This is a genomic window from Streptomyces sp. DT224 (assembly GCF_049844595.1).
GTDB lineage: Bacteria > Actinomycetota > Actinomycetes > Streptomycetales > Streptomycetaceae > Streptomyces.
On record NZ_JBNCLI010000003.1, the window covers coordinates 469,994 to 487,685 of the forward strand.

General features: G+C 70.3%; 15 protein-coding genes and 1 tRNA gene. 7 read left to right on the forward strand and 9 right to left on the reverse strand.

Annotated features, from left to right (window positions below; genetic code table 11):
* Positions 1–4 precede the first annotated feature (4 nt).
* Positions 5–1,171 carry an acyl-CoA dehydrogenase family protein gene (locus ACLQ2N_RS09380; RefSeq protein ID WP_425810962.1) on the forward strand — a complete coding sequence of 389 codons (1,167 nt, stop codon included), beginning with the start codon at positions 5–7 and terminating at the stop codon, positions 1,169–1,171.
* A 168-nt stretch (positions 1,172–1,339) separates the two neighbouring features.
* Complete coding sequence (locus tag ACLQ2N_RS09385) at positions 1,340–2,323, forward strand: ABC transporter substrate-binding protein (RefSeq protein ID WP_425811330.1); 984 nt, start codon at positions 1,340–1,342, stop codon at positions 2,321–2,323.
* 55 nt (positions 2,324–2,378) lie between these two features.
* On the opposite strand, the gene ACLQ2N_RS09390 is transcribed toward ACLQ2N_RS09385, so the two are convergent.
* Positions 2,379–4,040 carry a beta-N-acetylhexosaminidase gene (locus ACLQ2N_RS09390; RefSeq protein WP_425810964.1) on the reverse strand — a complete coding sequence of 554 codons (1,662 nt, stop codon included), beginning with the start codon at positions 4,038–4,040 and terminating at the stop codon, positions 2,379–2,381.
* Between the two features lie 321 nt (positions 4,041–4,361).
* Between ACLQ2N_RS09390 and ACLQ2N_RS09395 the strand changes: the two genes are divergently transcribed.
* Positions 4,362–4,637 carry a hypothetical protein gene (locus ACLQ2N_RS09395; RefSeq protein WP_018105728.1) on the forward strand — a complete coding sequence of 92 codons (276 nt, stop codon included), beginning with the start codon at positions 4,362–4,364 and terminating at the stop codon, positions 4,635–4,637.
* A gap of 57 nt (positions 4,638–4,694) precedes the next feature.
* Positions 4,695–6,524, forward strand: a complete 1,830-nt coding sequence (glmS, locus tag ACLQ2N_RS09400) for a glutamine--fructose-6-phosphate transaminase (isomerizing) (protein ID WP_425810967.1) — start codon at positions 4,695–4,697, stop codon at positions 6,522–6,524.
* Positions 6,525–6,662: 138 nt separating this feature from the next.
* On the opposite strand, the gene ACLQ2N_RS09405 is transcribed toward glmS, so the two are convergent.
* A complete protein-coding gene (locus tag ACLQ2N_RS09405) occupies positions 6,663–7,184 on the reverse strand; it encodes a universal stress protein (RefSeq protein ID WP_018105726.1) in 522 nt (173 codons plus the stop codon).
* 901 nt (positions 7,185–8,085) lie between these two features.
* Between ACLQ2N_RS09405 and ACLQ2N_RS09410 the strand changes: the two genes are divergently transcribed.
* From ACLQ2N_RS09410 to ACLQ2N_RS09420, 3 genes are all read left to right on the forward strand, one after another.
* Positions 8,086–9,288: a helix-turn-helix domain-containing protein gene (locus ACLQ2N_RS09410; protein WP_425810969.1), complete on the forward strand. Its 1,203-nt coding sequence runs from the start codon at positions 8,086–8,088 to the stop codon at positions 9,286–9,288.
* Between the two features lie 10 nt (positions 9,289–9,298).
* Complete coding sequence (gene orn / locus ACLQ2N_RS09415; protein ID WP_425810971.1) at positions 9,299–9,901, forward strand: oligoribonuclease; 603 nt, start codon at positions 9,299–9,301, stop codon at positions 9,899–9,901.
* Positions 9,902–10,016: 115 nt separating this feature from the next.
* Positions 10,017–10,089, forward strand: a tRNA-His gene (locus ACLQ2N_RS09420).
* A gap of 3 nt (positions 10,090–10,092) precedes the next feature.
* Here the strand turns inward: ACLQ2N_RS09420 and ACLQ2N_RS09425 are convergent.
* From ACLQ2N_RS09425 to ACLQ2N_RS09455, 7 genes are all read right to left on the reverse strand, one after another.
* Complete coding sequence (locus ACLQ2N_RS09425) at positions 10,093–10,347, reverse strand: DUF397 domain-containing protein (protein WP_425810973.1); 255 nt, start codon at positions 10,345–10,347, stop codon at positions 10,093–10,095.
* A 32-nt stretch (positions 10,348–10,379) separates the two neighbouring features.
* Positions 10,380–10,958 carry a hypothetical protein gene (locus ACLQ2N_RS09430; protein ID WP_425810975.1) on the reverse strand — a complete coding sequence of 193 codons (579 nt, stop codon included), beginning with the start codon at positions 10,956–10,958 and terminating at the stop codon, positions 10,380–10,382.
* 56 nt (positions 10,959–11,014) lie between these two features.
* Positions 11,015–12,046 carry a LacI family DNA-binding transcriptional regulator gene (locus tag ACLQ2N_RS09435; RefSeq protein ID WP_425810977.1) on the reverse strand — a complete coding sequence of 344 codons (1,032 nt, stop codon included), beginning with the start codon at positions 12,044–12,046 and terminating at the stop codon, positions 11,015–11,017.
* Positions 12,047–12,287: 241 nt separating this feature from the next.
* The gene (locus ACLQ2N_RS09440) at positions 12,288–13,754 is read right to left on the reverse strand and encodes a GH1 family beta-glucosidase (RefSeq protein ID WP_425810979.1); all 1,467 of its coding nucleotides are present in this window, start codon (positions 13,752–13,754) and stop codon (positions 12,288–12,290) included.
* Between the two features lie 123 nt (positions 13,755–13,877).
* On the reverse strand, positions 13,878–14,798 hold the full coding sequence (locus ACLQ2N_RS09445) for a carbohydrate ABC transporter permease (RefSeq protein ID WP_425810981.1): 921 nt from the start codon (positions 14,796–14,798) through the stop codon (positions 13,878–13,880).
* Positions 14,799–14,814: 16 nt separating this feature from the next.
* Positions 14,815–15,813 (reverse strand): carbohydrate ABC transporter permease, encoded by a 999-nt coding sequence (locus ACLQ2N_RS09450; RefSeq protein ID WP_425810983.1) that lies wholly within the window; start codon positions 15,811–15,813, stop codon positions 14,815–14,817.
* Positions 15,814–15,974: 161 nt separating this feature from the next.
* Entirely contained in the window at positions 15,975–17,300 is a 1,326-nt protein-coding gene (locus tag ACLQ2N_RS09455; protein ID WP_425810985.1) for an extracellular solute-binding protein, read from the reverse strand.
* Positions 17,301–17,692 lie beyond the last annotated feature (392 nt).

Here is a 17,692-nt window from a genome sequence, read left to right on the forward strand (position 1 = left end):
CCCGATGTCCCTGGACCACCGGCTGACCGCCGAGCACGAGGAACTCCGACGCACCGTCGAGGAGTTCGCCCATGACGTCGTCGCCCCGAAGATCGGCGACTTCTACGAGCGGCACGAGTTCCCGTACGAGATCGTGCGCGAGATGGGGCGGATGGGCCTGTTCGGGCTGCCGTTCCCGGAGGAGTACGGCGGGATGGGCGGCGACTACCTCGCGCTCGGCATCGCCCTGGAGGAGCTGGCCCGCGTCGACTCCTCGGTCGCGATCACACTGGAGGCGGGCGTCTCGCTGGGCGCGATGCCGGTCTACCGCTTCGGCACGGAGGAGCAGAAGCGGCGGTGGCTGCCGAGGCTCTGCTCGGGCGAGGCGCTGGGCGCGTTCGGCCTGACCGAGCCGGACGGCGGTTCGGACGCGGGCGGCACCCGGACGACTGCCGTGCGCGACGAGGCCGCGGGCGAGTGGGTGATCAACGGCTCCAAGTGCTTCATCACCAACTCCGGTACGGACATCACGGAGTTGGTGACGGTCACGGCGGTGACCGGCCGCAAGGAGAACGGCGCCCCGCTGATCTCCTCGATCATCGTCCCCTCCGGCACCCCCGGCTTCACGGTGGCCGCCCCCTACTCCAAGGTCGGCTGGAACGCCTCGGACACCCGTGAGCTGTCCTTCGCCGACGTGCGCGTGCCGCTGGAGAACCTGCTCGGCGAGGAGGGCCGCGGCTACGCGCAGTTCCTGCGCATCCTGGACGAGGGCCGCATCGCCATCGCGGCGCTCTCGACGGGCCTGGCGCAGGGCTGCGTGGACGAGTCGGTGAAGTACGCCGCCGAGCGGCACGCCTTCGGGAAGCCGATCGGCGCCAACCAGGCCATCCAGTTCAAGATCGCGGACATGGAGATGCGGGCGCACATGGCCCGCATCGGCTGGCGGGACGCGGCGTCCCGGCTGCTGGCCGAGGAGCCGTTCAAGAAGGAGGCGGCCATCGCCAAGCTGTACTCCTCGACGGTGGCCGTGGACAACGCCCGCGAGGCGACCCAGATCCACGGCGGCTACGGCTTCATGAACGAGTACCCGGTGGCCCGCATGTGGCGCGACTCCAAGATCCTGGAGATCGGCGAGGGCACCAGCGAGGTCCAGCGCATGCTGATCGCCCGCGAGCTGGGGCTGCAGGCCTGACCGCGTGGCACCGCTGCTCGTACCGGCCGGGGCCCCGCTGGACACATCCTGAGGTTAGGCTAACCTTCCCTCGAACGTGTCACCGGCCGGTCCCCGGCTCGTACGAAAGCGGATTCCGTCATGCGCACTGCCCGAGCGTCCCGTCCCACCCGCCGCGGCCTGCTGGCCATGGGCGGCGCCGTCGGTCTCGGCGCCGCGCTCGCGGCCTGCGGCGGCGGCGACTCGAAGGACTCGGCCGGCTCGGGCTCCAAGAGCGCCGGCTCCGGGCCGTGGAAGTTCAAGGACGACCGGGGCCGGGTCGCCGAGGCGAAGTCCGTCCCGAAGAACATCGTCGCCTTCACCGGCGTCGCCGCCGCCCTCCACGACTACGGCGTCGAGGTCAAGGCGGTCTTCGGGCCGACCAGGGCCAAGGACGGCAAGCCGGACGTGCAGGCCGGCGACCTGGACATCGGCAAGGTCGAGATCCTGGGCAACGTCTGGGGCGAGTTCAACGTCGAGAAGTACGCCGAGCTCGGCCCGGAGCTGCTGGTGACGGCGATGTGGGAGAAGGACGCCCTCTGGTACGTGCCGGACCAGTCCAAGGACAAGATCCTGAAGCTGGCCCCGAGCGTCGCCCTGTGGGCCGCCGAGACCACCATCCCGAAGGCGATCCAGCGCCATGAGGACCTGGCGGCCTCACTCGGCGCCGATGTGAGGTCCGCGAAGGTCACCGCCGCGAAGACGCGGTTCGAGAAGGCGGCGGCCCGGCTGCGCGCCGCCGCGAAGTCGAAGCCGGAGATCAAAGTCATGGTCGGCTCGGCCAGCCAGGACCTGTTCTACGTCTCGCTCGCCAAGATGTCCGCCGACACCCTGTACTTCCAGGAGCTGGGCGTGAGGTTCGTGGAGCCGAAGGTGAACGCGGCCGGCTTCTTCGAGGAGCTGAGCTGGGAGAACGTCGACAAGTACGGCGCCGACGTGATCATGATGGACAACCGCTCCTCGGCCCTCCAGCCCGAGGCGCTGACCTCCAAGCCGACCTGGGCGCAGCTGCCGGCGGTCAAGGCGGGCCAGGTCATCCCGCGTACCACCGAGCCGATCTACAGCTACGACAAGTGCGCGCCGATCCTGGAGGACCTGGCGAAGGCCATCGAGAACGCCAGGAAGGTCGCCTGACGCGACCGTTCACCGCCCCGCCGGCCGGAGACCCGGCCGGCGGGGCGGTGCCGTCTCACTTGCCGCCGGTCTCCGAAGCGGGCCACGGGACCTGGGGCGAGCGGTAGTAGTCGATGCCCTGGGCGGTGAACCGCTCCCCGAGCGCCGCCAGCCGCAGCTTGTACGTGTCCCAGTCGTGCGTCGACGCCGGTGACCAGGCCAGCTCGGCGGCGCCGGGCAGCCTCGGGAAGGCCATCGCGTCGATGTCGTCGCTGTCGGTCAGGGTCTCGGCCCAGATCGGCGCCTCCACCCCGAGCACGGAGCTCTCCGGGGCGCCGGCGAGATACGTCCCCGGGTCCCAGTCGTAACTGCGCTGGACCTCGACCGTGCCGGCCCACTTGAGGCCCAGCACGGTCTCATCGGTGTACTTCATGTCGAGGTACACGCGGTCCGCCGGCGACAGCACCAGCTTCGTGCCGTTCTTCGCGGCGTCCGCCACCTGCTGCCGGTCGGCGGCGCTGGTCTTGTCGTAGCCCCAGTACTGGGCGACGGCGCCCTTCACCGGGTGGGCGCCGGTCAGCTGGTGCCAGCCCATCACGGTCTTGCCGTACTTCCCGACGATCGCCTGGGCCCGGTCCATGATCTCCACGTAGTCCTCGCGGGTGGTGGAGTGCGCCTCGTCGCCGCCGATGTGGAAATAGCGGCCGGGCGTGAGCGCGGCCACCTCGCCGATGACGTCGTCGATGAAGTCGTACGTGACGTCCTTGCCGGCGCACAGCGTGCTGAAGCCGACCTTGATGCCGGTGTAGAGCGGCGGCGCGACGCCGTCGCAGTTCAGCTCGGCGTACGAGGCGAGCGCGGCGTTGGTGTGGCTCGGCATGTCGATCTCGGGGATCACCTCCAGATAGCGGGAGGCGGCGTACCGCACGATCTCCTTGTACTGCTCCTTGGTGTAGTAACCGCCGGGCCCGCCGCCGACCTCGGTGGAGCCGCCGTACGTGGCCAGCCTCGGCCAGGAGTCGACGGCGATGCGCCAGCCCTGGTCGTCGGAGAGGTGGATGTGGAAGGTGTTGATCTTGTACTGGGCGACCTGGTCGATGTAGCGCTTGACCTCGTCCACCGAGAAGAAGTGGCGCGCGACGTCGAGCATCGCGCCCCGGTAGGCGTAGCGCGGGGTGTCGGTGATGGAGCCGCCGGCGACCCGCCAGGGGCCCTTCTGGCGGGTGTCGCGCTCCACTCGGGCCGGAAGCAGCTGGCGCAGCGTCTGGACGCCGTGGAAGAGCCCGGCGGGCTGCCTGGCGGTGATGGTGACGTTGTGGCGCCCGGAGGTGAGCGTGTAGCCCTCGGCGCCCAGCTCCCCGGCGCGGGGGTCGAGCCTGAGCCGGATGCCGTCGGCGCCGTCCTTGGCGGTGACCGGCAGCGCGAACCCGGTGGAGGGGCGCAGCAGGCCCGCCAGGTAGTCGCCGGTCCTCCGGACCTCGCCGGAGGCGCCGAGGGCCCGGATCCTGGTGGAGCCGTTGAGCAGGTAGGGCTCGCCGCCGGGTCTGACCGAGGCGGGGGCGGGCACCACCTGGCCGAGCGGCCTGGGCGCCCACGCCAGCGCCGTCGTGCCCGCGGCGGACGCCTGTGGGACGGCGCACGCGCTGGAGACACCGGCCGCCGCGACGAGAAGCAGCGAGCCGAGGAGCCGGGGAAGAGTACGGGGAAGAGCACTGCGGCCTACCGTGTGCAGTCTCACAAGCCGGGTCCCTTTCTGGGGGTCACTCTGCTGGGTCTCCTGACCTTTCTCCGTCGCCATGCGTACCGCGCGTCTCACGGGTGGTCAAGGTGTAGACCACTTACCGGCGTTGGTCACCCAGGCGCCCTGATGGGCTTTTGCACGCAATGTGCGCATTCACCCCTTCGGCTCCGACCAGCGCCGCCCCACCCCTCCCCCGCACCTGCGGGCCGCCCGCACGAAATCCACCCAAGCCAGAAAAACGGGGCCACTACCGCCTTCCCCTGCCCGATATCGGGCAGGATTGTTGCGCTCGGCCCCCTTCCGCCGCAGTATCGACGGGTGCTCGAACGCCTCTCGTCGTACGACGACCTCATTGACCACGTGGTGCGCAGCACCACGCTGCCCCGCGGCGAAGCCGCCCGGGTGATCCTCGACGTGCTGGCGTACTTCGACGAGACGACCGAGGTGTTCGTCCGCCGCCGCCACCGCGAACTGCAGGCCGGCGGCCTGGTGAACACGGAGATCTTCGAGCGGATCGCGGCCGAACTGCCGCACCGCGCGGTCGCGCCGCCGGAGCTCTCGCTCCGTCAGCTGCGCCGCATCGTCTACGGCTGAGACCGCCTCACGGCCGGGCACCCCTTACTTGTTCGTCGATGGAGGGCAGAACGCTCTATGTGCGGAATCGTCGGTTACATCGGAAAGCGTGACGTGGCACCGCTGCTGCTGGAGGGCCTGCAGCGGCTCGAGTACCGGGGGTACGACTCCGCCGGGATCGTGATCACCGGGAAGCCCGCGGCCGGGAAGCCCGCCACGCTGAAGTCGGTCAAGGCCAAGGGCCGGGTCCGCGAGCTGGAGTCCCGGGTCCCCAAGCGCTTCGCCGGCACGACCGGCATCGCCCACACCCGCTGGGCGACCCACGGCGCCCCCAGCGACGAGAACGCCCACCCGCACCTGGACGCCGAGGGCAAGGTCGCCGTCGTCCACAACGGGATCATCGACAACGCCGCCGAGCTGCGCGCCCGGCTGACCGCCGAGGGCGTCGTCTTCCTCTCCGAGACCGACACCGAGGTGCTGGTCCACCTGATCGCCCGCTCGGACGCCGGGACCCTGGAGGAGAAGGTCCGCGAGGCCCTGCGCTCCGTCGAGGGCACCTACGGCATCGCCGTCCTGCACGCCGACTTCAACGACCGCATCGTGGTCGCCCGCAACGGCTCCCCGGTCGTCCTCGGCATCGGCGAGAAGGAGATGTTCGTCGCCTCCGACGTCGCCGCCCTGGTCGCCCACACCCGCCAGGTCGTCACCCTGGACGACGGCGAGATGGCCACCCTGAAGGCCGACGACTTCCGTACGTACACCACGGAGGGCTCGACCACGACGGCCACGCCGACCACCGTGGAGTGGGAGGCCGAGTCGTACGACATGGGCGGCCACGACACGTACATGCACAAGGAGATCTCGGAGCAGGCGGACGCCGTCGACCGGGTGCTGCGCGGCCGGATCGACGACCGGTTCTCCACGGTGCACCTGGGCGGCCTCAACCTGGACGCCCGCGAGGCGCGCGGGGTCCGCCGGATCAAGATCCTGGGCTGCGGCACCTCGTACCACGCGGGCCAGATCGGCGCCCAGCTGATCGAGGAGCTGGCCCGCATCCCCGCGGACGCCGAGCCCGCCTCCGAGTTCCGCTACCGCAACCCGGTCGTGGACCCCGACACGCTGTACGTCGCGGTCTCGCAGTCCGGTGAGACCTACGACGTGCTGGCCGCCGTCCAGGAGCTGAAGCGCAAGGGCGCCCGGGTCCTCGGTGTGGTCAACGTGGTGGGCTCGGCGATCGCCCGCGAGGCGGACGGCGGCACGTACGTGCACGCGGGCCCCGAGGTGTGCGTGGTCTCCACCAAGTGCTTCACCAACACCGTGGTCGCCTTCGCGCTGCTCGCCCTGCACCTGGGCCGCATCCGGGACCTGTCGGTCGCCGACGGCAAGCGGATCATCGAGGGCCTGCGCAGGCTGCCCGCCCAGATCAGCGAGATCCTGGAGGGCGAGGACGAGATCAAGAAGCTGGCCGCCGAGTACGCGGACGCGAAGTCGATGATGTTCATCGGCCGGGTGCGCGGCTACCCCGTGGCCCGCGAGGCCTCGCTGAAGCTCAAGGAGGTCTCGTACATCCACGCCGAGGCGTACCCCGCCTCCGAGCTGAAGCACGGCCCGCTCGCTCTGATCGAGCCCGCGATGCCGACCGTGGCGATCGTGCCGGACGACGACCTGCTGGAGAAGAACCGCGCCGCCATGGAGGAGATCAAGGCCCGCAGCGGCCGCATCCTCGCCGTGGCCCACCAGGTCCAGGAGAAGGCCGACCACACCATCGTCGTGCCGAAGAACGAGAACGAGCTGGACCCGATCCTCATGGGCATCCCGCTCCAGCTCTTCGCGTACCACACGGCACTGGCCATGGGCCGGGACATCGACAAGCCCCGCAACCTGGCCAAGTCGGTCACCGTCGAGTAGTCACGTCGCGTAGGCGGACGGCCCCGCGGTCGGTGACCGCGGGGCCGTCCGCCTACGGACCGGAATCAGCCCGGGAGCGGCCGGGAAAGACCCATGGGGCGTTTTCCACAGGCGAGTTGGCGCCACGGCGGCCGCGGGCTACGGGATGACCACGACCGGGCGCTGGGCGCGGCGGGCCAGCCGGCCGGCCACCGAGCCGAAGATCTTGCCCACCAGGCCATGGGTGGAGCCCACCACGATGGCGTCCGCCGAGTACTCCCGGCCGACCTCCTCCAGCTCGTGGCAGATGTCCCCGCCGCGCTCCACGAGCACCCAGGGCACCTCGGCGAGGTAGTCCGCGCAGGCGAGCTCCAGGCCCAGGACCTCGGTGCGGTGGTCCGGCACGTCGACGAAGACGGGGGGCTCGCAGCCCGCCCAGACCGTGGTCGGCAGCCGGTTGGCGACATGGACGATGATCAGACCGGAGCCCGTCCTGCGGGACATTCCGATCGCATAGGCGAGGGCCCGCTCGCTGGACGTCGAGCCGTCGAAGCCGACGACGACCCCATGCCGGAAGGCGGGATCGCACGGACGGCGCGCTTGTTCGGCCGCCAGCGGGTCCGACAAGGGGTCGGCTACCTGCTTGCGGTCCGCGGGTTCGGGGATTTCGTGACCGGCCATCGGTGTCTCGGCGAAGAGAGTCCTCGTGAGGAGAGCGACGTGGGAAGGTGCGTCAGCGGGCGGTGTCGTGGTGTCCGGGAATCATCTTCCCAACCCCTTACCCCCAAGGGTACGGCCCCACTCCTCCATTGCCCGCCCCGCGCACGGCGGCGTGCGGCGTTTTCCGGAGCATGCCCGAGACCGGGCCCCGATGGCAATGCCGGTTGCCCTCTACACAGACGTACCGGCCACCGCCCCGGCCCCGTGCGGCGCCCGGCGGAACCGCCCCGGAGGGGCTCGCGAGGACGGTCCGGGGGCGTCGCCCGCCAGGAGCGGAACCCACCCTTCCGGGGGAGTCGGCCGGCTCGCGGGGTCCGTCCGGAACCCATCGCACGATCCGCTCCCGGGGCGGCCGTCAGAGCGGTATTCGGCTGCCCGCCCGGACCGGCCCCCGGCCGGGCGCGCCGGCCCGCCGGCCCCTGCGAGGGGGCGCGCGGAGGCGGACGAGCGCCCTGGGTTGTGCGCCGGTAGAACGACTGATTCCCGCACACGCGACCGTACATTTTCAGCCAACTTCAGGGACCGGTCGATTCCTTGTCGAAATGGCCGATCAACCCCCTTGCCACCAGGCAGGAAGAGACCGACCGGTACGCTTCCGCCCAATGGGGACGGGCCATGAACGCCGGACGCACTTCCCTGTACGAGCCGCGGGTGAAACGCTTCGTGATCGAACGCTTCCCGCCAGGTTGCCTTGTCGACAATGAGCCGGTTGGTGAACTTGTCACGACGGCACCACGGGACGCAGTAGATTCGATCTTGGGCGTCGAAGGCCGGGGACTCGTGCACGACCGAGGGGACATGTGCAGGTGCGACAGGCCCGTAAGGACCAGGAAGACGCGAACACCGAGGGGGGCTTAGCGTCATGAGCCAGGACTCCGCCACCGCAACGGAGGCTGTAAGGAAGCTGGGCGGAAGACGACGCCGGGAAGTCGTCGCCGTCCTGCTCTTCAGCGGTGGCCCCATCTTCGAGAGCTCCATCCCGCTGTCGGTGTTCGGAATCGACCGCCAGGACGCGGGAGTTCCGCGCTACCGGTTGCTCGTGTGCGGCGGCGAAGAGGGACCGCTGCGCACCACCGGCGGACTCGAACTGACCGCGCCCTACGGGCTGGAGGCGATCAGCAGGGCCGGCACCGTCGTGGTGCCCGCCTGGCGCTCGATCACCTCTCCGCCGCCCGTGGAGGCGCTGGACGCGCTGCGCCGCGCCCATGAGGAGGGCGCCCGCATCGTCGGCCTGTGCACGGGGGCCTTCGTGCTCGCCGCCGCCGGGCTGCTGGACGGCCGCCCGGCCACCACCCACTGGATGTACGCACCGACGCTGGCCAAGCGCTATCCGTCGGTGCACGTCGACCCACGCGAACTGTTCGTGGACGACGGGGACGTGCTGACCTCCGCCGGGACGGCGGCCGGCATCGACCTGTGTCTGCACATAGTCCGCTCGGACCACGGCACGGAGGCCGCCGGGGCACTCGCCCGCCGGCTCGTCGTGCCGCCCCGGCGCAGTGGCGGTCAGGAGCGCTACCTCGACAGGTCTTTACCCGAAGAGATCGGCTCCGACCCGCTCGCCGAGGTCGTCGCCTGGGCGCTGGAGCATCTGCACGAGCAGTTCGACGTGGAGACGCTGGCCGCGCGTGCCTACATGAGCCGGCGGACCTTCGACCGGAGGTTCCGCTCGCTGACGGGCAGCGCGCCGCTCCAGTGGCTGATCACCCAGCGGGTGCTGCAGGCGCAGCGCCTCCTCGAGACGTCGGACTACTCGGTGGACGAGGTCGCGGGCCGCTGCGGCTTCCGCTCGCCGGTCGCGCTGCGCGGGCACTTCCGCCGCCAGCTCGGCTCCTCCCCCGCCGCGTACCGGGCCGCCTACCGGGCCCGCCGTCCGCAGGGCGCGGTGCCGGAGCCGGTCGTGGTGACGGAGGTGGCGGTACCCGTCCAGGGCGCCTCCCAGAGCCGCCGTACCGCCGTTCCCGGTCCGTCCGGCGCCGCACCCGTGGCGCTGGACGCGAAGGCGGGCACCGACGTCTTCGCCGGGGGACGCCCGGCCCTGCCCGGGCAGCGGAGCGCCCCGTAGGGTGGGGCCCATGAACGACCGCATGGTGTGGATCGACTGCGAGATGACCGGGCTCTCGTTGGCGGAGGACGCACTCATCGAGGTGGCCGCGCTGGTCACCGACTCGGAGCTGAACGTGCTCGGCGAAGGGGTGGACATCGTGATCCGCCCGCCGGACGCGGCGCTGGAGACCATGCCCGAGGTGGTGCGGCAGATGCACACCGCCTCGGGCCTCCTCGACGAGCTGGCCGGCGGCACCACGCTGGCCGACGCCGAGGAGCAGGTCCTCGCCTACGTGCGCGAGCACGTGAAGGAGCCCGGCAAGGCGCCCCTGTGCGGGAACTCGGTCGGCACCGACCGCGGCTTCCTGTCCCGGGACATGCCCCTCCTCGAGGGCTACCTCCACTACCGGATCGTGGACGTCTCCTCCATCAAGGAGCTGTCCCGCCGCTGGTACCCGAGGGCGTACTTCAACAGCCCGGAGAAGAACGGCAACCACCGGGCGCTCGCCGACATCCGCGACTCGATCACGGAGCTGCGGTACTACCGCGAGGCGGTCTTCGTCCCGCAGCCCGGCCCGGACTCCGAGCAGGCGAAGGCGGCGGCCGCACGGGTCTCGCAGCCCCGCGCCTGAAGGCGCTGGTCACGGCCCTCCCGGGGGCCGCGACCCCCCGCCGGGAAATGAGTGCGCGAGCACCCTCCCGGACCCTGTACACTTTTTCTCGGCCGGTCGGAAACGCCCGGGCGTGGTGGGTATAGCTCAGATGGTAGAGCACCTGGTTGTGGTCCAGGATGTCGCGGGTTCGAGTCCCGTTACTCACCCTCTCAGGGAAGCCCCTGATCTGCGGAAGCGCGGGTCAGGGGCTTCTTTTCGTGCCCGGGTCGGGCGTGGCGCTCCAGCCGCTCCGCCGAGGCGACGAACGCCGACCAGGCGGCCGGGGTGAAGGTTAGGGCCGGAAGGGTCGGGGCCTTGGAGTCGCGCAGACGCGCTCCCGGGGCGGGGCCGGGGAGCAGCGCCACCTCGACGCAGTCGGGACCCGCCGAGTCGCAGTAGCTGGACCTGGTCCAGTGCAGGGGCATGGTTCGTTCCTCCGCTCGTCGCGCGGCGTCGCTCACACGGCGCCGTAGCCGTCCGGCCGGGTGATCGGAAGCGCCGAGACCCCCAGGTCCCGGCGCATCGCCTGCCGGACCTCGTACAGGCCCTCCGAGGCGCGCTCCAGCCGTTCCCTGACGTCCTCCAGGGACTCGTCGGCCGCCTCCCCACGCTCGTGCCGGCCGAGCAGGGCGTGGATGCGGTGCAGCTGGTGCACGACACCTCCCGCGACGGTCAGCACGTCGTCGCTGATCACCATCTGCGCCTCGGCGTAGACGTCGCGCAGGCCCTGGCGGGTCTCCTCGCGCTCCCGGCCCTGTCCGGGGCGCGCCTCCCCGGCGGCGAGGGCGAAGTAGTCCTTGGACAGGACGGAGTGGAACTGGCGCAGGCGCTGGTTGAACACCGCGTAGGAGGCCCGCCGTGCGGCCAGGGCCTCGCGGCGTTCGTCCGCCAGCAACTCCTCCCGCCGCAGCCGCTCCGCACGGTCGAGCTCCACCGTCTTGGCCCGCAGGGCGCCGCGGTGCGCCATCACGCCGGACACCAGGGTGCCCGCCACCCCCACCACGGCGACGATCAGAGCGGTCAGAGAAGGGTCCACGCCTCCGAAGCTACGCGAAGTGCGCGCCGGGCAGACCGGGTTGCGGCACTTCGGCCTCACGAGGAGTCGCGGACCACCAGCTCGGTCGGCAGCACGATCTGCGCCCGGTCGGCGTTCTCGCCGGCGATCATGTCGAGCAGAACACTTGTCATCGCGCGGCCCATCTCCTCGATCGGCTGGCGCACGCTGGTGAGGGCCGGGTCCATGTGGCGGGCCACGGCCGAGTCGTCGAAGCCGATGAGGGCGACGTCGTCCGGGATGCGGCGGCCGGCCTCGCGCAGGACCTGGCGGGCGCCGGCGGCCATCACGTCGGACGCGGCGAAGACCGCGTCCACGTCGGGGCGGCGGGCGAGCAGGTCGCGCATCGCCTGGGCGCCGCCCTCCTCGGTGAAGTCGGCGGGGGCGATCAGCCGCTCGTCGGGCTCCAGGCCCGCGTCGTGAACGGCCTGGCGGTAGCCGTCCAGGCGGCTCTGGGAGGCGTAGACGTCGAGCCGGCCGGTGATCGTGGCGATGGAGCGGCGGCCACGCGAGGCAAGGTGCTCCACGGCGCCCCGGGCGCCCTCGAAGTTGTCCGAGTCGACGGAGGACAGGGACTCGGCGGCGGATCTGCGGCCGTTCATCACGGCGGGCATGCCGAGCTGTTCCAGCAGGTCGGGCAGCGGGTCGTCGGCGTGCACGGAGACCAGCAGCACGCCGTCCACGCGGTGCGCGGTGAGGTACTGCGCGAGCCGGCGGCGCTCGCGGTCGCTGCCGACGAGGGTGAGCAGCAGCTGCATCTCCGTATCGGCGAGGGCGGCGCCGACCCCGCGCACGATGTCGGAGAAGTACGGCTCCGCGAAGAAGCGGCTCTCCGACTCGGGCACGACGAGCGCGACGGCGTCCGTACGGTTGCCGGCCAGCGCGCGGGCCGCGCGGTTGGGTACGTAACCCAGCTCGGCGACGGCGGCCTCGACCGCCTCCCTGGTGTGAGCGCTGACCCGGGGCGATCCGTTGATGACGCGCGAGGCCGTGCCCCGCCCGACTCCCGCCCGCGCCGCGACCTCTTCGAGCGTGGGCCGGCCCCCGCTCCGTACTCGCGCTGCCGTCATGGCTGCCTCCCGTTCGCGGTCAATTTCTCACAGTCGGATAACCAAACCAAGTCCTGGTGTTGGTTCCCTTGACACTCTGCGGGACCGGTCGGCCGCTCCCCCGCTCCCGCTATGGGAGCGCTCCCACTCTACGCGCGTGGTCAAGCGGAACGCACAGGCCGGGCGGGCGAATGGCCGAGACCCGGCACGGGTGCCGGGTCTCGGGGGAGGCAGCGGTACGGACAGGGCGTACCGGCGGGGATCAGGCCAGGTCCTCCAGCGGCGGGAGGGCGTGGCGGCGGATCACGTCGGCGTACCAGTGGGCGCTGGCCTTCGGGATGCGGCGCTGGGTGGCGTAGTCCACGTACACCGCGCCGAACCGCTTCGAATAGCCGTACGCCCACTCGAAGTTGTCCATCAGGGACCAGAGGAAGTAGCCGCGTACGTCCGCGCCGTCGGCGACCGCGCGCTGGACGGCGTCGAGGTGGCCGTGCAGGTAGGCGATGCGCTCGGGGTCCTGGACCCGGCCCTCGGGCGAGACGTAGTCGTCGAAGGCGGCGCCGTTCTCGGTGACCATCAGCGGGATGCCGGGGTGGTCGCGGGTGACGTCCATGAGCAGGTTGTAGAGCCCGTTGGGATCGATCGACCAGTTCATGGCGGTGGTCGGCTTGCCGTCGGCGAGGTGGAAGGCGACGTGCTCCGAGCCGGGCCACGGGGAGTAGTCGCTCGCGCCGTGGCCGTCGTTGCGGGTGTCGCCGGAGCCCTCGGCGGGCGTGGAGACCAGGGTCGGCGTGTAGTAGTTGATGCCGAGGACGTCGACCGGGCGCGCGATGGCCTCCAGGTCGCCGTCCTGCACCAGCTTCGACCAGTCCACCACGTGCGCGGTGTCCGCGAGCAGGTCCTCCGGGTAGGCGCCGTGCAGCATCGGGCCGGTGAAGACCCGGTTGCCGACCGCGTCGATGCGGCGGGCGGCGTCCACGTCCTCGGGGCTCTGGGTCAGCGGGCGGACCTGGTGGAGATTGAGGGTGACCGAGGTCTGCGCGGTAGCGGGGAGTTGACCGCGCAGAACCTCGATCGCCCGGCCATGGGCGAGGTTGAGGTGGTGGGCCGCCCGCAGGGCGGAGGCGGCCTCGGTACGGCCGGGGGCGTGCACCCCGGAACCGTAGCCGAGGAAGGCCGAGCACCACGGCTCGTTGAAGGTGGTCCACGTGCCGACGCGGTCGCCGAGGGCGCCGGCCATGATCGCCGCGTAGTCCGCGAACCGCTCGGCGGTCGCGCGCTCCGGCCAGCCGCCCGCGTCCTCCAGCTCCTGGGGCAGGTCCCAGTGGTAGAGGGTGGCGACGGGCTTGATGCCGGCCTCCAGCAGCTCGTCGACCAGCTTGCGGTAGAAGTCGAGCCCGCGCTCGACGGCGGGGCCGCGGCCGGTGGGCTGGACGCGGGACCAGGAGATGGAGAAGCGGTACGCCTTCAGCCCCAGCTGCTTCATCAGCGCCACGTCGTCGCGGTAGCGGTGGTAGTGGTCGGCGGCGATGTCACCGGTGTCGCCGTTGCGCACCTTGCCGGGGGTGCGGCTGAAGGTGTCCCAGATGGACGGCGTGCGCCCGTCCTCGGCGGCGGCACCCTCGACCTGGTAGGCGGCGGTGGCCGCTCCCCAGACGAAGCCCGTCGGGAACGTGGTGGTGGCCTCGGGCACCGGCTTCGGGGCGATGTCAGGTCGTACGGCAGTCATGCGGGAGCGCTCCCAGGGGTGTGAAGGACAGGGGCGTTGACGGGGTGGGGCTACGGGGCCGTACGGTCCGCGGGGCGGGCGGGGACCGTACGGCTCCGTGACGGAGGAGCGGCGAGCGGGTGGTCAGCCCTTGACGGCGCCGGACATGATGCCGCCGACGATCTGCTTGCCGAAGATCACGAACACCACGAGCAGCGGCAGGGTGCTGATCAGCGCGCCGGCCATCACGATGCTCGTGTCGGGGGTGTACGAGGCGCTGAGCTGGCCGAGCGCCACCTGCAGGGTGGGGTTCTCCTGGCTCAGGGCGAGGTAGGGCCAGAAGAAGTCGTTCCACGCCTGGACGAAGGTGAGCATGCCGAGCACCATCATCGCGGGGCGGGCCACCGGCAGGACCACGCTCAGCACGATGCGGAAGTTGTTCGCGCCGTCGATCTTGGCGGCCTCGATCAGCTCGTAGGGCATCGCCTCGCTCAGGTACTGGCGCATGAAGAACACACCGAAGGCGCTGACCAGGGTCGGGAAGATGACCGCTTCCAGGTCCCCGCCCCAGCCGATGTCCGACATCATCATGAACAGCGGGACGACGCTGAGCTGCGGCGGGATCGTCAGGGTCAGGATGACCCCGGTCATCAGGACGTTCCGGCCGCGGAAGCGCATCTTGGCGAAGGCGTAGCCGGCCAGGGTGCAGAAGAAGAGCGTCGCCAGGGTGATGCAGCCGGACACGATGACGCTGTTGACGATCGCCTTGCCCAGGTGGGCCTGGTTCCACGCGGCGTCGAGGTTGTGGAAGAGGCGGTCGCCCGGCAGGAACGGCGGGGTGGTGGCCAGCACTTCGTCCTGGGTGTGGGACGCGGCCACGAGGGTCCAGTACAGCGGGAGCAGCGAGCCGATGCCGACGACGGCCAGGGCGATGTAGGCGAACGGGCCGCCCTTCAGCTGCTGTCCGGCACCGGGCTTGAAGCGGCTCGCACGCTTCGGTGCGCGGTGGGCGGAACGCGCCGGGAGGCCGGGCTCCGAGACTTTGGTGGGGCTGGTCATGGTCATTGGATTCTGCTCCCGGTCAGACCGCGGATTTGCGTACGAAGCGGCCGATGAGCCAGTTGACCGCGGCGATGATCAGCAGGAGGGCGAGCATCGCCCAGGCCACTGCGGCGGCCGGACCGAGGTGCCCGAGGTTCCAGCCGTAGTTGTAGAGGTAGACGCTGAGGGTCTCGTACTGATTCTCGTTGCCGCCGGTCTGGCCGAGGGTGCCGCCTTCGAGCAGCAGGGGCTCACCGAACAGCTGCATCGATCCGATGGTCGAGATGACGATCGTGAAGAGGATCGTGGGCCGCAGCGACGGGATGGTCACCTTGCGGAACTGCTGCCAGCGCGAGGCGCCGTCCAGCGAGGCCGCCTCGTACAGGTCCGACGGCACGGCCTGCATCGCGGCCAGGTAGATCAGGGTGTTGTAGCCGGTCCAGCGCCAGATCACGATGACCGAGATGGCGATCTTGGACGTCCAGTGGCCGTTGGCCCAGTTGGTGTCGCCGAGGCCGACGAAGTGCAGCGCCCAGTTGAGCAGACCGCCGTCGGCCCGGAAGACCAGGGCGAAGACGAGGGCCGCGGAGGCCACGGAGGTGGCGTACGGGGTCAGGATGATGGTGCGCCAGAAGGTGCTGGCCCGCAGCTTGTAGTTGAGCAGGTGGGCCAGGCCGAGCGCCACGAGCAGCTGCGGGACCGTCGACATCACACCGATCAGGAAGGTGTTGCTGACGGCCGTCCAGAACTCGGCGTCGTGCAGGATCTTGTCGAAGTTCTCCCAGCCGACCCACTCCATCTGGTCCATGCCGGTCATCTCGACCCGGTGCAGGGCGATCCAGCCGGTGTAGATCAGCGGGTAGAGCCCGAAGGCGCCGAAGACGAGGAAGAACGGGGCTATGTAGGCATACGGCGACGCCTTGTCGTCGAACCGCCAGAGCCGGCTGCGCCAGTTCTGCCGGCGGGCGTTCACCGGTTTGTGCTGGGAGCCGCGGGGTGGCGGCGCGTATGCGTCCCGGGCGGGAGTCGAGGTGGCCACGAGCGGGAGTCCTTCCCTGGATTTGCTTGAGTTACCCGGGTACGGGGATGGCTGGGCCGTTACGCCGCACCCCTCAGGAACACGCGGGTGCGGGCGGCCCGGAGAGGGCCGCCCGCGCCGGGCGGGTCCGGCGGATCAGGCCGGACACGCCCTGGCGAACGTCAGCCGATGACCTTGTCGATCGACTTGGTCGCGGCCTCCCACGCGTCGTCGGGCTTGGTGCCGCGCTGCTCCATGTTGTTGATCTGGGTCGAGATGGTGTCCTTGATGGCCGCGTCCTTCGGGCCGAGGATCGTCTCGGGGATCGACTTGGCCTCATCGGCGTAGATCTGGCCGATCGGGGCGTCGTTGAAGTACGGCAGGGTGGCGTTCTTCACGTCCGGCAGGTCGTACGCGCCCTTGTTGGACGGGAAGGAGCCGATCGCCTTGAAGACGGCGGCCTGCTGCTCGGGGGCGGTCAGCCACTTGACGAGCTTGGTGGCCTCGTCGACGTTCTTGCCGGCCTTCGGGACACCGAGGAAGGAGCCGCCCCAGTTGGCCGCGGTGGTGCCGGGGGCGGTGGTGATGTCCCACTTGCCCTTGTTCGCGTCACCGGCGTTCACGGAGATCTGACCGGCCATCCAGGCGGGGCAGGCCACGGTGGCCATGGTGCTCTTGCGGAGCGCGGCCTTCCACGGGTCGCTGAACTGGGCGAGGCCCTGGGTCAGCTTCTTGTCCGCGGCCTCGGCGGCCAGGTTCCAGCCCTGCTGGACGCTGGGGCTCTCCTTGTAGATCGGCTTGCCGCTCTCGTCGTAGTACTGCTTCGCGTTGGAGCTGACGACGGCGTTGAACATGGCGCTGGCGGAGTCCATGAAGTACGTGCCCGCGGGCGCCTTCTTCTTGTACTCCTCACCGAGCTTGAGGTAGTCCTCCCAGCCACCGGCTATCTTGGCGGCGACCTCCTTGCGGTCGGTCGGCAGACCGGCCTTCTTGAACAGCTCGGTGTTGTAGCAGAGCGACATCGGGCCGATGTCGGTACCCGCGCCGATCACCTTGCCGTCGGCCGTGGTGGCCTGCTTCTCCTTCCACGACACGAACTCGTTGACGTCGATGACCTTGCTCAGGTCGGCGAACTGGTCCGCCTTGGTGTCGACGAGCTCCTTGATGCGGCCGACCTCGAGACCCTGGACGTCGGCGAGGCCGCTGCCCGAGTTCAGCTGCTGGAGCAGCTTGGGGTAGTAGACCTTCTCATCGGCGGTGGTGTCTTCCTTCACCGTGATGTTCGGGTGCAGCTCGTGGTACTTGGCGAAAAGACCGGCTTCCTTGTAACCGAACTGGCCGTAGTCGGCGACGGTCAGCGTGATCTTCCCGTTCTCGCCGGAGGACTCGTTCGAGTCGGAATCGTCGCTGCTGCAGCCGGTCAGCAGCAGCGCCGAAGCGGTCAGGCCCGTGGTGGCCAGGACCGCGACTCTGCGGCTCCGGCCGGCGACGGTGCGGGTGATACGCATTCCACTACTCCTTGTTCCAGGGTGGGACTGGTTCACTGCGTGGCATACGCGCTGGTGAGTGCGGGTGCCGAATGGTTTTGGGGGGAGTACACGGGCAGTGCCGTTCACGCGAGAAATCCTCGTGTGATGTGGGAGCGCTCCCATGCGTCGATGTCGGAAGATTGCTGCCTACGGGGGGTGGGTGTCAAGAGTTGAAGACGCTTCCGTTGCGCGAGCGTGTCCTGCAAGTCACGAGACCGTGTCCGGCCGAGGGCTTGCCAAAGCGGTCCGGCGCGTTGCGGCGCGCGACGGGTTTTCGAATTCCCGCAGGTAGAGGCCGGGTTGACAGTGGATCTTGATCGGGCCCCCCGGCAAAACCAGCCGGTGCGCCGGTTTTCCGGCATCCCCCGGAA

What these genes read in the sequence shown, in the direction of transcription:
- ACLQ2N_RS09380 (WP_425810962.1), top strand. Translation starts at nt 5, where the DNA reads ATGTCCCTGGACCACCGGCTGACCGCCGAGCACGAGGAACTCCGACGC.
- ACLQ2N_RS09445 (WP_425810981.1), bottom strand. Translation starts at nt 14,798, where the DNA reads ATGACCATGACCAGCCCCACCAAAGTCTCGGAGCCCGGCCTCCCGGCG.
- ACLQ2N_RS09440 (WP_425810979.1), bottom strand. Translation starts at nt 13,754, where the DNA reads ATGACTGCCGTACGACCTGACATCGCCCCGAAGCCGGTGCCCGAGGCC.
- ACLQ2N_RS09405 (WP_018105726.1), bottom strand. Translation starts at nt 7,184, where the DNA reads ATGGCCGGTCACGAAATCCCCGAACCCGCGGACCGCAAGCAGGTAGCC.
- ACLQ2N_RS09385 (WP_425811330.1), top strand. Translation starts at nt 1,340, where the DNA reads ATGGGCGGCGCCGTCGGTCTCGGCGCCGCGCTCGCGGCCTGCGGCGGC.
- ACLQ2N_RS09455 (WP_425810985.1), bottom strand. Translation starts at nt 17,300, where the DNA reads ATGCGTATCACCCGCACCGTCGCCGGCCGGAGCCGCAGAGTCGCGGTC.
- ACLQ2N_RS09435 (WP_425810977.1), bottom strand. Translation starts at nt 12,046, where the DNA reads ATGACGGCAGCGCGAGTACGGAGCGGGGGCCGGCCCACGCTCGAAGAG.
- ACLQ2N_RS09410 (WP_425810969.1), top strand. Translation starts at nt 8,086, where the DNA reads ATGAGCCAGGACTCCGCCACCGCAACGGAGGCTGTAAGGAAGCTGGGC.
- ACLQ2N_RS09425 (WP_425810973.1), bottom strand. Translation starts at nt 10,347, where the DNA reads ATGCCCCTGCACTGGACCAGGTCCAGCTACTGCGACTCGGCGGGTCCC.
- orn (WP_425810971.1), top strand. Translation starts at nt 9,299, where the DNA reads ATGAACGACCGCATGGTGTGGATCGACTGCGAGATGACCGGGCTCTCG.
- glmS (WP_425810967.1), top strand. Translation starts at nt 4,695, where the DNA reads ATGTGCGGAATCGTCGGTTACATCGGAAAGCGTGACGTGGCACCGCTG.